Source organism: Acidovorax sp. 59 (assembly GCF_002754175.1).
Lineage (GTDB): Bacteria > Pseudomonadota > Gammaproteobacteria > Burkholderiales > Burkholderiaceae_C > Acidovorax > Acidovorax delafieldii.
Window position 1 is genome coordinate 4,211,385 of sequence record NZ_PEET01000001.1, and the last position, 13,968, is coordinate 4,225,352.

21 protein-coding genes are annotated in these 13,968 nt (G+C 63.3%); 4 read left to right on the top strand and 17 right to left on the bottom strand.

All coding sequences use genetic code 11. The features are described 5' to 3' along the window. Nucleotides 1-94: 94 nt before the first annotated feature. Nucleotides 95-928, top strand: a complete 834-nt coding sequence (locus CLU87_RS19205) for a DMT family transporter (RefSeq protein WP_099731479.1) — start codon at nucleotides 95-97, stop codon at nucleotides 926-928. 105 nt (nucleotides 929-1,033) lie between these two features. Here CLU87_RS19205 and ptsP read toward each other — a convergent pair whose 3' ends face one another. The 5 genes from ptsP to CLU87_RS19230 all read right to left on the bottom strand — a co-directional run bounded on the left by ptsP (nucleotide 1,034) and on the right by CLU87_RS19230 (nucleotide 5,416). After that, a complete protein-coding gene (ptsP, locus tag CLU87_RS19210; protein WP_056058884.1) occupies nucleotides 1,034-2,791 on the bottom strand; it encodes a phosphoenolpyruvate--protein phosphotransferase in 1,758 nt (585 codons plus the stop codon). Nucleotides 2,792-2,844: 53 nt separating this feature from the next. Further along, on the bottom strand, nucleotides 2,845-3,114 hold the full coding sequence (locus CLU87_RS19215; protein WP_056058887.1) for an HPr family phosphocarrier protein: 270 nt from the start codon (nucleotides 3,112-3,114) through the stop codon (nucleotides 2,845-2,847). Then, the gene (locus CLU87_RS19220; RefSeq protein WP_056058890.1) at nucleotides 3,083-3,535 is read right to left on the bottom strand and encodes a PTS sugar transporter subunit IIA; all 453 of its coding nucleotides are present in this window, start codon (nucleotides 3,533-3,535) and stop codon (nucleotides 3,083-3,085) included. The genes CLU87_RS19215 and CLU87_RS19220 overlap by 32 nt, the downstream gene beginning before the upstream one ends. An 85-nt stretch (nucleotides 3,536-3,620) precedes the next feature. After that, nucleotides 3,621-4,880: an MFS transporter gene (locus tag CLU87_RS19225; RefSeq protein WP_099731480.1), complete on the bottom strand. Its 1,260-nt coding sequence runs from the start codon at nucleotides 4,878-4,880 to the stop codon at nucleotides 3,621-3,623. A 2-nt stretch (nucleotides 4,881-4,882) separates the two neighbouring features. Beyond that, the gene (locus CLU87_RS19230) at nucleotides 4,883-5,416 is read right to left on the bottom strand and encodes a hypothetical protein (RefSeq protein WP_056744131.1); all 534 of its coding nucleotides are present in this window, start codon (nucleotides 5,414-5,416) and stop codon (nucleotides 4,883-4,885) included. Nucleotides 5,417-5,598: 182 nt separating this feature from the next. Here CLU87_RS19230 and CLU87_RS19235 point away from each other — a divergent pair, with 182 nt between their 5' ends. Then, on the top strand, nucleotides 5,599-6,102 hold the full coding sequence (locus CLU87_RS19235; RefSeq protein WP_056058916.1) for a TlpA disulfide reductase family protein: 504 nt from the start codon (nucleotides 5,599-5,601) through the stop codon (nucleotides 6,100-6,102). Nucleotides 6,103-6,252: 150 nt separating this feature from the next. Here CLU87_RS19235 and CLU87_RS19240 read toward each other — a convergent pair whose 3' ends face one another. Beyond that, complete coding sequence (locus CLU87_RS19240; RefSeq protein ID WP_056058898.1) at nucleotides 6,253-6,708, bottom strand: cytochrome c; 456 nt, start codon at nucleotides 6,706-6,708, stop codon at nucleotides 6,253-6,255. Between the two features lie 173 nt (nucleotides 6,709-6,881). Between CLU87_RS19240 and CLU87_RS19245 the strand changes: the two genes are divergently transcribed. Both CLU87_RS19245 and CLU87_RS19250 read left to right on the top strand, forming a co-directional pair. Then, nucleotides 6,882-7,559: a cytochrome b/b6 domain-containing protein gene (locus tag CLU87_RS19245; protein ID WP_099731481.1), complete on the top strand. Its 678-nt coding sequence runs from the start codon at nucleotides 6,882-6,884 to the stop codon at nucleotides 7,557-7,559. A 46-nt stretch (nucleotides 7,560-7,605) separates the two neighbouring features. Continuing rightward, entirely contained in the window at nucleotides 7,606-8,097 is a 492-nt protein-coding gene (locus tag CLU87_RS19250; protein ID WP_056058903.1) for a GNAT family N-acetyltransferase, read from the top strand. Nucleotides 8,098-8,166: 69 nt separating this feature from the next. Here CLU87_RS19250 and CLU87_RS19255 read toward each other — a convergent pair whose 3' ends face one another. The 11 genes from CLU87_RS19255 to rplC all read right to left on the bottom strand — a co-directional run bounded on the left by CLU87_RS19255 (nucleotide 8,167) and on the right by rplC (nucleotide 13,743). Next, complete coding sequence (locus CLU87_RS19255) at nucleotides 8,167-8,676, bottom strand: peroxiredoxin (protein WP_015012193.1); 510 nt, start codon at nucleotides 8,674-8,676, stop codon at nucleotides 8,167-8,169. 196 nt (nucleotides 8,677-8,872) lie between these two features. Further along, nucleotides 8,873-9,142 (bottom strand): 30S ribosomal protein S17, encoded by a 270-nt coding sequence (rpsQ, locus tag CLU87_RS19260; RefSeq protein WP_056058906.1) that lies wholly within the window; start codon nucleotides 9,140-9,142, stop codon nucleotides 8,873-8,875. Nucleotides 9,143-9,151: 9 nt separating this feature from the next. Further along, nucleotides 9,152-9,349 (bottom strand): 50S ribosomal protein L29, encoded by a 198-nt coding sequence (gene rpmC / locus CLU87_RS19265; RefSeq protein WP_015012191.1) that lies wholly within the window; start codon nucleotides 9,347-9,349, stop codon nucleotides 9,152-9,154. Between the two features lie 17 nt (nucleotides 9,350-9,366). After that, entirely contained in the window at nucleotides 9,367-9,783 is a 417-nt protein-coding gene (gene rplP / locus CLU87_RS19270; RefSeq protein WP_015012190.1) for a 50S ribosomal protein L16, read from the bottom strand. A gap of 2 nt (nucleotides 9,784-9,785) precedes the next feature. Then, nucleotides 9,786-10,667, bottom strand: coding sequence for a 30S ribosomal protein S3 (gene rpsC, locus CLU87_RS19275; RefSeq protein WP_056058910.1), 882 nt, complete (start codon nucleotides 10,665-10,667; stop codon nucleotides 9,786-9,788). A gap of 15 nt (nucleotides 10,668-10,682) precedes the next feature. Continuing rightward, a complete protein-coding gene (gene rplV, locus CLU87_RS19280; RefSeq protein ID WP_007847806.1) occupies nucleotides 10,683-11,015 on the bottom strand; it encodes a 50S ribosomal protein L22 in 333 nt (110 codons plus the stop codon). A 9-nt stretch (nucleotides 11,016-11,024) separates the two neighbouring features. Then, nucleotides 11,025-11,300, bottom strand: coding sequence for a 30S ribosomal protein S19 (gene rpsS / locus CLU87_RS19285; protein ID WP_010467177.1), 276 nt, complete (start codon nucleotides 11,298-11,300; stop codon nucleotides 11,025-11,027). A gap of 10 nt (nucleotides 11,301-11,310) precedes the next feature. Further along, nucleotides 11,311-12,135, bottom strand: a complete 825-nt coding sequence (gene rplB / locus CLU87_RS19290) for a 50S ribosomal protein L2 (protein WP_008906426.1) — start codon at nucleotides 12,133-12,135, stop codon at nucleotides 11,311-11,313. A 2-nt stretch (nucleotides 12,136-12,137) separates the two neighbouring features. Beyond that, nucleotides 12,138-12,452, bottom strand: coding sequence for a 50S ribosomal protein L23 (gene rplW / locus CLU87_RS19295; protein ID WP_007847815.1), 315 nt, complete (start codon nucleotides 12,450-12,452; stop codon nucleotides 12,138-12,140). After that, nucleotides 12,449-13,069, bottom strand: coding sequence for a 50S ribosomal protein L4 (rplD, locus tag CLU87_RS19300; protein WP_008906425.1), 621 nt, complete (start codon nucleotides 13,067-13,069; stop codon nucleotides 12,449-12,451). The genes rplW and rplD overlap by 4 nt, the downstream gene beginning before the upstream one ends. Next, nucleotides 13,069-13,743 carry a 50S ribosomal protein L3 gene (gene rplC / locus CLU87_RS19305; protein WP_056058913.1) on the bottom strand — a complete coding sequence of 225 codons (675 nt, stop codon included), beginning with the start codon at nucleotides 13,741-13,743 and terminating at the stop codon, nucleotides 13,069-13,071. The genes rplD and rplC overlap by 1 nt, the downstream gene beginning before the upstream one ends. Nucleotides 13,744-13,968: the final 225 nt, after the last annotated feature.

The window sequence follows — 13,968 nt, forward strand, 5'->3', positions numbered from 1 at the left end:
CGACGGCTGGCAACCAGGCCAAAACCTTGGCGCGCGACGACTCACCGGTGTTGCGCGACGACTCACCACAGCGGGCGCGCGTAAGCTCGGCGCCATGCAAGCCAACCTCTATGCCCTGGGCGCCATTGCGCTGTGGGCCTCTCTCGCTTCCCTGGGGGTGTCCCTCACCCACATTCCGCCCTTCCTGCTCACAGGCGTTGCGCTCATCATCGGCAGCGTGCCGGCCTGGCCGTTTGTGCTGCGTGACCCTGCACAGTGGCGCATCCCGCTGCGCACGCTGGCGTTGGGCGTGTACGGCCTGTTTGCGTACCACTTCCTGCTGTTCATCGCGCTGCGCCATGCCCCGCCGGTGGAGGCCAACCTCGTCAACTACCTGTGGCCGCTGTTCATCGTGGTGCTCTCGCCGGTGGTGCTGCCCGGTGTGGCGCTGCGCTTGCCACATGTGCTGGCGGCGCTGCTGGGTTTTGGCGGCGCCGCCATTGCCATTGCCGGCGGTCGCGAGTTGAGCGGCACGCTGGCCTGGGGCTACCTGCCCGCGCTGGCAGCGGCTTTCATCTGGGCCACGTATTCGCTCATGACCAAGCGCGTGGCAGCGTTCCCGACCACGGCCATTGGCCTGTTCGGGCTGGTGTCCGGCGCGCTGTCGCTGCTGTGCCATGTGGCGCTGGAGCCGCCGGTGGCACTGCAGCCGCGCGACTGGGGGCTGCTCGCGGTGCTGGGCCTGGGGCCGCTGGGGGCGTCGTTTTTTATGTGGGACAAGGCGCTCAAGCTGGGGGACGCACGGCACATCGGCATCCTGAGCTACATCACGCCACTGGCGTCCACCGCGCTGCTGATCCTGGTGAGCGGCCGCGCATTCACCTGGAGCATTGCGCTGGCCACGGCCATGATCATCAGCGCGGCCGTGATGGGGATGCGGGCACGCTGACGCAGTAATTTCAGCGAAATTGGCTGGGAGCGCTAGAAAAATATGCTCGGACAGCTATCAATTTTGAAGTAACTACCCCCCTCAGGCGGTCAGGTCCTCCGCCCGTCAAGCGGTCAGCAGCACAGCAGGTTCATCGCCCGCCAGCACCTGCTGCGCCCAGGGTGCGAGCTTGCGCGTGTCAGCGCGCAGCACCTCCTGCTTCACAGCCAGGATCTGCGCGGGGTGCATGGAGAAGCTGCGCAGCCCCAGGCCCAACAGCAGCCGCGTCATGGTCACATCGCCCGCCGTTTCGCCGCACACACACACGCTCTTGCCCTGGCGCTCCCCCTCGGCAATCACGTCGCCCACCAGGCGCAGCACGGCAGGGTGCAGCGGGTCGTACAGGTGGGCCACGGCCTCGTCGGCGCGGTCGATGGCCAGGGTGTACTGGATCAGGTCGTTGGTGCCGATCGAGAGAAAGTCGAAGTACTTGAGGAAGGTGCGCACCATGAGCGCGGCGGCGGGCACCTCGATCATGGCACCCAGCTGTACAGGACCATAGGGCTCGCCACGTGCATCCAGCTCACCCCGGGCGAGGTCCACCTGGGCGAGCGTCTGCTGGATTTCGTGCGTGTGCGCCAGCATGGGGAACAGCAGGTTGACCTTGCCATGGGCCGCCGCACGCAGCACAGCGCGCAGCTGGGTGCGGAACATGGCCGGGTCGGCCAGGCTCCAGCGGATGGCGCGCAGGCCCAGGGCCGGGTTCAGGTAGCTGTCCTTGTGAGCCTTGTTGTCCAGAGGCTTGTCCGCGCCCACGTCGATGGTGCGGATGGTGACGGGCAGCCCCTGCATGCCGTCAATGGCCTCGCAGTAGGCGCGGTACTGCTCGTCCTCGCCGGGCAGGTTGCCGCTTTTGCCCATGAACAGAAATTCGCTGCGGAACAGGCCCACGCCCACGGCGCCTGCGCGCACGGCGGCGGCGGCGTCGCCGGGCTGCTCGATGTTGGCCAGCAGCTCGATCTTGTGGCCGTCGATGGTGATGGCAGGCGTGTGGCGCAGGCGCGCCAGACGTTCGCGCTCCAGCTCAACCTGGCGCTGGCGAAATCCGTATTCGGCCAGGATGATGGGCGAGGGATCAACAATGACCACGCCCGCATCGCCGTCGATGATGACCCAGTCGTCCTGGCGCACCAGCTGGCTGGCGGCACGCGCGCCCACCACGGCGGGGATGTCCATGCTGCGCGCGACGATGGCGGTGTGGCTGGTCTTGCCGCCCACGTCCGTCACAAAGCCCGCGAACACGCTTTGCTTGAACTGCAGCATGTCGGCGGGCGAGAGGTCGTGCGCCACCAGCACCAGGGGCACATCCACCGTGTCGTCCAGCAGCAAATCTTGCTGTGTCTTGCGACGCGGGCTGCTGGCCGGTGGTGCCACCGGGCTGGCCACGCCTTTCATGTAGCGCAGGATGCGCTCAACCACCTGCTCCAGGTCCGCCTTGCGCTCGCGCAGGTACTCGTCTTCCATCTCGTCGAACTGGCGCGCAATCACCTCAAGCTGGGTGGTGAGCGCCCACTCGGCGTTGTACAGGCGCTCGGTGATCCAGTGTTTGACGCCGCCCGTGAGGGCTTCGTCCTGCAGCAGCATCAGGTGCACATCCAGCAACGCGGTCAGCTCGTGCGGCGCGTCGGCGGGCATGTCGGTCTGCAGTCGCTGCAGCTCCTCGACCACGGCGTTGCGGCCCTGGCGCACCCGCTCGATCTCGCCCTCGACCTGGGAGGGCTCGACAAAGTAGTGCGCCACATCCACCCGGCTGGACGCCACCAGCACGGCCCGGCCAATGGCAATGCCGCGTGCAACTGCGAGGCCGTGGACGGAGAAGGTCATGGTGGTGTGATCAAAGGTTCGACGGGGTCAGGACACGGGCGAGGTGGGCAGGCTTATTCACCCTCGCCAAATTTGTCGGCAATGAGTGCCAGCAGGGCGTCCATGGCCTCCTGTTCGCGGTCGCCGTTGGTTTCCAGCTCCACTTCAGAGCCCAGCCCAGCGGCCAGCATCATCACGCCCATGATGCTCTTGGCGTTGATGCGGCGCTCCCCCTTGCTCATGAAAACGTCACACGGAAAGCTGCCGGCCAGCTTGGTGAGCTTGGCCGATGCGCGGGCGTGCAGGCCCAGTTTATTGCTGATGGTCGTACGGGTCTTGATCATGTCGGTTACGGCGGTTCTGGTTCTGCGGCGCGGAAATGGCCACCTGCATCACCCCTTGGGTACCACCCACCACGGCGCGGGTCACCACGGAATCGAGCGGCTCGGCCCGGTAGCTCACGGCGCGCAGCAGCATGGGCAGATTGACACCCGTCACCAGGCGCGAACGCACGCCGTCTACCAGGCGCTGCGCCACGTTGCAGGGCGTGGCGCCGAACACATCGGTCAGCACCAGGGTGGTGTCGGTGCCCAGCTGGTCCAGCATGATGCGTGCCTGGGCCAGCGATTCTTCGGGGGGCTGGTTGGGCTGCACGTCGAGCGCAGCCACGCTGCTGCCGCAGTCGGCAAACACGTGCAGCGCACATTCGCGCAGCGCATGGGCCAGTGGGGCGTGGGCAATGATGAGGATGCTGGTGGGGCTCATGGTCACGACTTACGCCACACGGGTATCAACGAAGGGCAGGTCATGAAGAGGCCGCCGGTGGTTGCATCGATGGTTGCGCAAGTGTTCATGGTGTGGGGGTTGTCAGCACATTATGGCGCCGCCCCCGAAGCAGGAACCATGCGTAGGCGCTGGCGTTGCATGCCAGGTACACCGCCATGGCCGCCTGGAACGCCGGCACGGTGGCCAGCCCCGCGGCTGCAAAGGCGTCCACCGCCAGCCCGATGCCCCACTGCACCACAAACACGCCCACAAAAATCACGAGGTTGTAGGCCGACAGCGCCCGCCCTGCCAGCGCCTGCGGAAACGCCATGGCCACGGCGGGCTGCGACAGCGACACAAAGGTGCACGACACGCAGAACAACGCCCAGGCGCCGCCCCCGGCCTGGGGCCCCGCCAGGATGATGCCCAGCAGCACCACCGAGCACAGCGGAAGGCCCATGGCCATCAGCCGGTCGGCACCAAACCCCTTGCGCAGCAGCCAGGGGTTGACCATGCCCCAGGTCCAGAAGGTGCACAACATGGACACGTTGATCCAGAACAGGCCCGTCGCCGACTCCAGGGCGGTGTAGCCCGCCACGCGCTGCATCCACGGCCCGGCCCACAAGGTCTGCATGGCCACCATGCCGCCGTAGCAGAAGAACCCCAGCGGCGCGAGGCGCTGGAAATAAGGGTGCCGCCACACCACGCCATAGCCCTGGGGCAAGGCCTCTGCGGCGCCGGAATCGGCCTTCGCCTGCCCCGCCAAACCCCAGCCTGGCACCCACAGTGCAATCACCACCATCGACAACGCGATCAAAACCGCCAGCCCCCAGAACAGCGGGCGCCAGCCCACCAGCGGCAAGGCCCATTGCACCGGCAGCGTGGAGGCCACCATGCCCAGCGAGCCCGTCATCAACATCCACGAGTTCGCCCGCATCTGCGCCACCGGCTCCAGCCACCGGCGGTAGCCAGTGAGCGGCGCCATCAGGCAGGCGCTGACGCCCGCGCCGCACAACACCCGACCGGCGAGCAGCCCCGAAAACCCCGTAGCCGCCGAAAACACCAGGCTCCCCACCACGGCCACGCCCAGGAAGCCCAGTGCGACCTTCTTGGGGCCGTGGCGGTCCAGCCAGGTCCCCAACGGCAGCTGCGTGGCCGAGAAGCCCAGAAAGTACCCGCCCGCCAGCAGCCCCAGGTCCCGCGCCTGCAGCGAGAACTCCTGAGCCAGCGTGGGCGCCAGGGTGGCCGTGACAGCACGCACCAGCGCCGACAGAAAGTAGGCAAAGGCAAACGCCAGAAAGACGATGACGGCCGCCCGCCGTGGCAACACGCCGCCGCTGCTCATCGTCATGGCAGCGCCAGGCCAGCGAAGAACTGGTCGGCCACCTCCGGCCGGGGCTTGGCGGTGTAGACGACGGCGTGGTACAGCCGCACCTGCGGCCCTGCCGCGCGTGCAAACCACACGGCCTGCGCGACCACCGCACTGCCATCGGGACGCTGCCCCTGAGCCACGGTACGCACCGACTGCGGCAGGGGCAAGGTGCCGCGCGGCGCGTAGGGTACGTCTTTGGCGCCCGCTTCGGCCCCTGCCCCCAGGCGCGCCAGCATGGCAGCCCGCCAATGGGTGAGCGCTGCGCCCACCTGGGCAGGGTCGGCCAACGCGGCATGGGACACAGCAAAGGTGGCGCCATCGGCATCACAGCCCACCATGGACAGCTCCACCGGTGCACCTGCCAGCTCCACGGTGCGAGTGGCCTGGTCGGGCTTGCACGGCAGGGTGATGGTCAGGTCCGCTTCGGGCAGCGGCACGGTGCGCCAATTCAGTGCGGGGCTGCAGCCCGCAATCAGCAGGGCAGCGGCCCCGGTCAATGTCCATTTCATCGGGGCATTATCGGCAGAGTCCCCGATGTCGCCCCTGCCCTGCGTTCTGCGGCGAACTTTTGCGGGAAAGTCGAGTCCAGCCTTGGTGTGGCGAGCGCCGCTCGCGCTGCGAGCGGGCCACTCCGGCACAATGTGGGGTGGGGCACAGGCCCCGTGTTTCTTTTGGGATGGGTGGTGAAGTCATGGCGATCAAGCATTGGGCAGCAGGTGTGGCGGTGGCAGCGTTTGCCGCTGTGGGCGCCTATGTGTACCTGGACACAGGCCGCGCCGAAGCGCCTGCATCGACCTTCGTGCTGCTGGATGGCTCCAGCAAATCCACCGCCGACCTGAAAGGCAAGGTCACCCTGGTCAACTTCTGGGCCACGAGCTGCACCACCTGCGTGGCCGAAATGCCCGAGATCATCGCGACCTACAACAAATACAACAGCAAGGGTTTTGACACCCTGGCCGTGGCCATGAGCTACGACCCTCCCAGCTACGTGGTGAACTTTGCCGAGACACGCAAGCTGCCCTTCCAGGTGGCCATCGACAACACCGGCAACGTGGCCAAGGCCTGGGGCGATGTGCGCCTGACGCCCTCCACCTTCATCGTGAACAAGCGGGGCGAGATCGTGAAGACCTATGTAGGCGCCCCCAATTTCCCGGAGCTGCACCAGTTGATCGAGAAGCTGCTGGCAGAAACCTGAGCAGCGGGGCGGACACAACGCTCCCGCATGCACCACAGCCCGTTCAGGGCATCAAAAAGGCCAACTTCGATAGAAATTGGCCTTTTGCGCTAGTGGATCATGCCTTGATCGCTATGCAAAACATAGCAACATGATCCTCCAGTGATTGCGTCACTTCGCGCGGAAGTTGTCGTGGCAGGCCTTGCAAGTGCCTGCAGTGGCACCAAAGGCGGTTTTCAGGTTGTCCAGGTTGCCGGTCTTGGCCGCAGCGGCGAGTTTCACGGTCTCGGCTTCCAGCTTCTCGGCATGGTCCTTGAACTTGGCCTGCTCGGTCCAGATTTCTGGCAGTGCCTTGGTGGGCGCGCCCTTGTCGGTGCCGGGACCAAAACCTGCCCATGGCAGCTTGGCCATCTGGGCCACGATGTCGGCATTCTCCTGCGCCACCTTGGCATCGAACGGCGCGCGGCCGTTGGCCATGGCGCCGAGGCGGCCGAAGTGCTGGCCCATCACAAACAGCGCACTCTGGCGGTATTTGATGGCATCTTCGGCTTTGGCAAATTGGGCGGAGGCGGGGGCGGACAGGGTCAGGGCCGCAGCCGCCAGGGTCAACGCAGCAAATGCTTTCATCGGAACTTCCTTTTTCGTGGGTGGAACAGAATGGTGCCTTCCAAGCCTGCGCAGTATGCCGGTTTGGGCGCGTTTGTGCTGTGGCTGGGAGGTTACAGGTCCGGCCGCCCTGCCGCACAATGCCGCATGCTTCCTCATCCATCCCTCACTTCGGCGCACCGCCTTTGACCACCATGACGCAGCACACCGTACGCATCTGGGACCTTCCAACCCGCATTTTTCATTGGGCCCTGGCGGTCTGCATCGTGGCGCTGGTCATCACCGCCAATGTGGGAGGCAATGCAATGGTCTGGCATTTCCGCCTGGGCTACACGGTGCTGGCGCTGCTGGTGTTCCGGCTGGTCTGGGGATTGGTGGGCGGCCGCTGGTCGCGCTTTTCGGCGTTCCTGTACTCGCCAGCGCGGCTGCTGCGGTACCTGCGTGGCACGCCACACCCGGAGGACGGCATCGGACACAGCCCTCTGGGCGCGTTGTCGGTGTTCGTGCTGCTGGCCGTGCTGGCAGCCCAGGTGGGCACGGGTTTGCTGAGCGACGACGAGATCGCCTTTGCCGGACCGTTGACCCAATATGTCTCGAACGCCGTCGTGGGGCTGGCCACGAACTACCACAAGGACATCGGGCAGTTCCTGGTGCTGGGGCTGGTGGCGCTGCACGTGCTGGCCATCATCTTTTATGTGCGCGTGCGCAAGCAGCAGCTCATCCGCCCCATGCTGGACGGCGACAAGACGCTGCCCGGGGCGGCGGCGCCTTCGCGGGATGATGCCCTGAGCCGTATCGTCGCCTTGGTGGTGCTGGCACTGAGCGCTGGCGTGGCCTGGTGGGTGTCGTCCCTGGCGGCACCGGCGTTCTGAACGAAGTCGCTACACTGGCGGCTCCTTCGTTTGCACGCCTTGCGCTTTGGACAAGCCCTCCATCTCCCTGAGAACCCCCTCTTCGCCCGCCGAGTGGGATGCGGTCAGAGACATCTTTCGCGAGTACGCCAGCACGCTGGGCGTTGATTTGTGCTTTCAGGACTTTGAGTCCGAACTGGCGCAGCTGCCGGGCGACTACGCCGAACCTCGTGGCGCCCTGCTGGTCGCCGAAGTGGAAGGCGCCTTGGCAGGCTGTTGCGCCCTGCGCCCGCTGGATAACGCCGACTACCCCAACGCCAGCGAAATGAAGCGGCTGTATGTGCGCAAGGCGTTTCGCGGCTTTGGCCTGGGTCGCGAGCTGGCCGAAGCCATGCTGGACCGGGCGCGGCAAGCAGGTTACGCGTGTGTTTTGCTCGACACCCTGGACGATATGGAGTCGGCCCGCGCGCTGTACACCGACCTGGGCTTCGAAGAAATCCCGCCCTACTACCACAACCCCATACCCGGGGCACACTACCTCAAGGTCGATATTTTTTGACCATTTGAGGCGCAAGCGCATGATGTACATGCGCTTGCAGCTATTGATTCAATAGCAATCAGCTGGGTCTCACGCCGCCTTGGCCTGGGCCAGCAGGGTGTCAGCGTCGCTCACTTCAAACTTGCCCGGTGCTTCGACGTTGAGCGTGACCACCTTGCCATCGCGCACGAGCATCGAATAGCGGTTGCTGCGCAGGCCCATGCCCTTGGAGGTCAGGTCCAGGGTGAGGCCCGTGGCTTGCGCGAAGGCGGCGCTGCCGTCGCCCAGCATGCGCACCTTGCCGTCGGTCTTCTGGTCGCGCGCCCAGGCGCCCATCACGAACGCGTCGTTCACGCTCACGCACCAGATTTCATCCACGCCGGCCGCCTTGAACTCGGCGGCCTTCTCCACATAGCCAGGAACATGCTTGGCCGAGCAGGTGGGTGTGAAGGCACCGGGCAATGCAAACAGGGCAATCGTCTTGCCCGCCGTCGCCTTGTCCACCGCCACGGGATTCGGGCCGATGCTGCAGCCTTCGCCCTCGACTTCGGAATATTCCATCAGCGTGGCTGCGGGCAGGGTGTCACCGACTTTGATCATTGTTTTCTCCTAGGGATGTTGGGATGGGGTGTTGGAACCCGAGAACGCAGTGCCATGCAAAGCTCCTCCTGGGCACGGTGTGAACCGTTCGCATCAAAAAGGTGGCCCACAAAGCAAAACGACCCACATTGTGGGTCGTTTTGAAGGGCCTTGCCGCCCAGGGGCTTGCGCCCCCGGAGCGGGCATGGACAGCTGCTTACAGCAGGCCGGCCTTTTGCACCAAGCGGGTCGCCACCCAGTTCTTGGTCTTGGAGAGCGGACGGCTCTCGGTGATTTCGATCACGTCGCCCAGCTTGTACTCGCCATTTTCATCATGGGCGTGGTACTTGCTCGACTTCGCAACGATCTTGCCGTAGAGCTCATGCTTCACACGACGCTCGACCAGCACGGTCACAGTCTTTTGACGCTTGTCGCTGACCACCTTGCCAATCAAGGTGCGCTTGAGGGATTTTTTAGGTTCCGTCATATGGGCTCCTTACTTGGCGGCTTGCTTTTCAGCAAGAATGGTCTTGGCACGTGCGATATCACGGCGGGTGGTGCGCAGCGTGTTGGTGTTACCCAGTTGCTGCGTAGCCTTTTGCATGCGCAGGCCGAAATGGGCCTTTTGCAGTGCCTTGATTTCGGCTTCGATGCCGGCAACGTCTTTTTGGCGCAATTCAGTAGCTTTGGTCATTTTCATGGTCTCCTGAATTACGCGCCAAGGTGACGGCTGACGAACGTGGTGCGCAGCGGCAGCTTGGCAGCAGCCAGGCGGAAGGCTTCGCGGGCCAGTTCTTCGGGCACGCCGACGATCTCGAACACGATCTTGCCGGGCTGGATTTCGGCCACGTAGTACTCGGGGTTACCCTTACCGTTACCCATACGCACTTCTGCGGGCTTTGTAGAGATTGGCTTGTCCGGGAACACGCGGATCCAGATACGGCCGCCACGCTTGACGTGACGGGAAATCGCACGGCGTGCAGCTTCGATCTGGCGGGCCGTCAGACGGCCACGATCGGTACACTTCAGACCGAAATCACCGAACGCAACGGAGGCACCCCGTGTTGCGACGCCAGTGTTACGGCCCTTTTGCTCCTTGCGGTATTTACGGCGAGCAGGTTGCAGCATCTTTATTCTCCTTTACCGTCCGCTGCTGTAGCGGGCGCGGCGACTTTGCGTACGCGCTTAACGGCGGTGTTATCAGCGCCACCAGCTTCCGCTGGCTTGTCGCTGCCGTCGGCCGGAGCGGCGTTGCCACCGACAGGACGACGTGGGCCACGGCCTGCGCCTGGACGGTCGCCACCTGGGCGGCCATCACGGCGTGGGCCGCGTGGGCGGCGCTCTTCGTCTGGACGAGGCGTTTCCACGGCGGGCAGGTCATTGCGGCCCAGCGTGTCACCCTTGTAGACCCAGACCTTGACGCCGATCACACCGTAGGTGGTCTTGGCTTCAGAGGTACCGTAGTCGATGTCCGCACGCAGCGTGTGAAGTGGCACGCGGCCTTCACGGTACCACTCGCAGCGAGCGATTTCGATACCGTTCAGACGACCGGACGACATGATCTTGATGCCCTGGGCACCCAGACGCATGGCGTTCTGCATGGCGCGCTTCATGGCGCGGCGGAACATGATGCGCTTTTCGAGCTGTTGCGTGATGCTGTCGGCGATCAGCTTGGCATCGATTTCAGGCTTGCGCACTTCTTCGATGTTCACTGCGACGGGCACGCCCAGACGCGACGCGAGTTCCTTCTTCAGGTTCTCGATGTCTTCGCCCTTCTTGCCGATCACCACACCAGGACGTGCCGAGTAAATGGTGATACGGGCGTTCTTGGCAGGACGCTCGATCAGGATGCGCGACACAGCCGCGTTCTTGAGCTTGGCCTTCAGGTACTCGCGCACCTTGATGTCTTCGGCCAGCATGCCCGCGAAATCGCGGTTGCTGGCGTACCAACGGCTGGACCAGTTGCGGCTGACCGCAAGGCGGAAGCCGGTAGGATGGATTTTCTGTCCCATAGTCTTCCCGAGCCTTTAGTTGCCAACCGTCACGTACACATGGCACGTGGGCTTGCTGATGCGGTTGCCGCGGCCTTTGGCGCGCGCGGTGAAGCGCTTGAGCGTGGTGCCTTGTTCGACGTAGATGGTCTTGACCTTCAGTTCGTCGATGTCAGCGCCATCGTTGTGTTCGGCGTTGGCGATGGCCGACTCCAGAACCTTCTTGACGATTCCCGCAGCTTTTTTCTGCGTGAAGTTCAGGATGTTCAGAGCCTGGTCCACTTTCTTGCCGCGGATCAGGTCGGCGACCAGACGGCCCTTGTCGACCGACAGACGGACGCCCCGGAGGACTGCACGTGTTTCAGACATGGTCGTTCCTTACTTCTTCGCTTTTTTGTCAGCGGGGTGACCCTTGAAGGTGCGCGTCAGGGCGAATTCGCCCAGCTTGTGGCCCACCATCTGGTCGGTGACATAGACCGGCACGTGTTGCTTGCCGTTGTGCACGGCGATGGTCAGACCGATGAACTCGGGCAGAACCATGGAGCGACGCGACCAGGTCTTGACTGGTTTCTTGTCCTTGGTGGCGACGGCCTTTTCGACCTTGGCCAGCAAGTGATGGTCAACAAATGGACCCTTTTTGAGAGAGCGAGTCATCTGTTACCCCTTACTTCTTGCGACGCGACACGATCATGATCTGTGTGCGCTTGTTGTTACGGGTGCGATAACCCTTGGTCAGATTGCCCCAAGGATCGACTGCATGGCGGCCTTCGCCGGTGCGGCCTTCGCCACCACCGTGAGGGTGATCCACAGGGTTCATGGCCACGCCGCGAACCGTAGGACGAATACCCATCCAGCGCTTCACACCGGCCTTGCCCAGTTGGCGCAGGCTGTGCTCTTCGTTGGCCACTTCACCAATGGTGGCGCGGCATTCGATGTGGATCTTGCGCACTTCGCCGGAGCGCATACGCACTTGAGCGTAAACGCCTTCGCGGGCCAGCAGCGTTGCCGAAGCACCTGCCGAACGGGCGATCTGAGCACCGGCACCGGGCTTGAGCTCGATGCAGTGGATGGTCGAACCCACGGGGATGTTGCGGATAGGCAGCGTGTTGCCAGCGCGGATCGGTGCTTCCGAACCGGACAGCAGGGTTGCGCCCACTTCCAGGTTGCGGGGAGCGATGATGTAGCGACGTTCGCCGTCGGCATAGCACACCAGAGCGATGTGGGCCGTACGGTTGGGGTCGTACTCAATGCGCTCAACCTTGGCCGGAATGCCGTCCTTGTTGCGCTTGAAGTCCACCACACGGTAGTGGTGCTTGTGACCACCGCCCTTGTGACGGGTGGTGATGTGACCGTTGTTGTTACGACCGGCCTTCTGGAATTGTGGCTCCAGCAGGGGGGCGTACGCTTCACCCTTGTACAGGTGGTCACGCGTGACCTTCACCACGGCACGTTGGCCGGGCGAGGTAGGTTTCATCTTAACGACAGCCATGATTACGCGGCCTCCCCGGAGAGGTTCAGCTCTTGACCTGGCTGCAGCGTGACGTATGCCTTGCGAACGTTGTCGCGGCGGCCCACGGTCTTGCCGAAACGCTTGGTCTTGCCTTTGGTGTTCACCACAGAAACGCCCTTGACTTCCACCTTGAACATCAATTCCACAGCGGCCTTGATTTCGGGCTTGGTAGCGTTCTGCAGCACCTTGAACGTCACTGCATTGGACTTCTCGGCAACCATGGTGGCCTTTTCGGACACGATGGGAGCGACCAGCACTTGCATCAGACGACCTTCGTCAAACTTGAGTGTGCTCATGCGAACATCTCCTTGAGTTTGTCGATTGCACCCTTGGTGACGAGCACTTTCTTGAAACGCACCAGCGACACGGGATCGGCGTAACGGGGCTCAACGACGAGCACGTTTACCAGATTGCGCGAGGCCAGGTACAGGTTTTCGTCCACTTCGTCGGCAATCACCATCACCGATTGCAGGTTCATCGCCTTGAACTTGTCAGCCAGGACCTTGGTCTTGGGGGAATCAAGCTTCAGCGAATCGACCACAGCCAGACGGCCTTCGCGGGCCAGCTGCGACAAGATGGCAGACATACCGGCGCGGTACATCTTCTTGTTGATCTTCTGCGTGAAATTTTCGTCAGGCATGTTCGGGAAAATCCGACCACCCCCACGCCACAGAGGCGAGGAAGTCATACCTGCACGTGCGTTACCCGTACCCTTTTGCTTGAAAGGCTTCTTGGTCGAGTGACGGACTTGCTCGCGGTCCTTCTGGGCGCGAGTGCCTTGGCGTGCGTTGGCCTGATAGGCCACCACGATCTGGTGCACCAGATCTTCGTTGTATTCACGACCGAACACGGTTTCAGGAACATCCAGCTTGGATGCGCCTTGGCCTTGGTCATTCAGGAGTTCGAGCTGCATTAGTTCGCTCCTTTGGAGGCTTTGGCCTTGATCGCTGGACGCACCGTCACGAACCCACCCTTGGAGCCCGGAATAGCGCCCTTGATCAAGAGCAGTTGACGCGCTTCATCGATGCGGATGACATCGAGGTTTTGCGTGGTCTTGGTGACATCGCCGAGGTGGCCCGTCATGCGCTTGCCGGGGAACACGCGACCTGGGTCTTGTGCCATACCGATCGAGCCAGGCACGTTGTGCGAACGGCTGTTACCGTGCGACGCGCGCTGCGAGCTCATGTTGTGACGCTTGATGGTACCGGCGTAGCCCTTACCGATGGACGTGCCTTGCACGTCGACCTTTTGGCCCACGGCAAACACATCGGTGGCAGGAACCGTAGCACCCGCGGCGTACTTGCCAGCGGTTTCTGCGGTCACGCGGAATTCCTGGATGATTTCACCGGCTTCCACACCTGCCTTGGCAAGGTGGCCGGCTTCTGGCTTGGTCACGCGCGATGCTTTGCGCGAACCGAACGTGACCTGCAGGGCCACGTAGCCATCGTTCTCTTGGGTTTTGACCTGGGTAACGCGGTTGTTGGACACATCCACCACCGTGACAGGCACTGCGTCCCCATCATCGGTGAACAGACGCATCATGCCCACTTTGCGACCCAGCAACCCGAGGGAGTTGCTCAGACTCATTGGTTTTCTCCAAAACTCTCACCGCCGCAACTTCAATTGGCTACGGCGTTTCCGCAAACTCTCGCTTGCGTGCATGAAAGAAGGTTAATAAAACTCCGCTGATGCACACCATTTAACAGGCGCAAATCGAGCGAAGCCCTAAAGTATAACGCGAACTGCTTTTTCAAGCAAGTTCGCGTTATTTCAGTCACTGCAGGACGGGCGAACCCGTCCCACAGCAGCTAC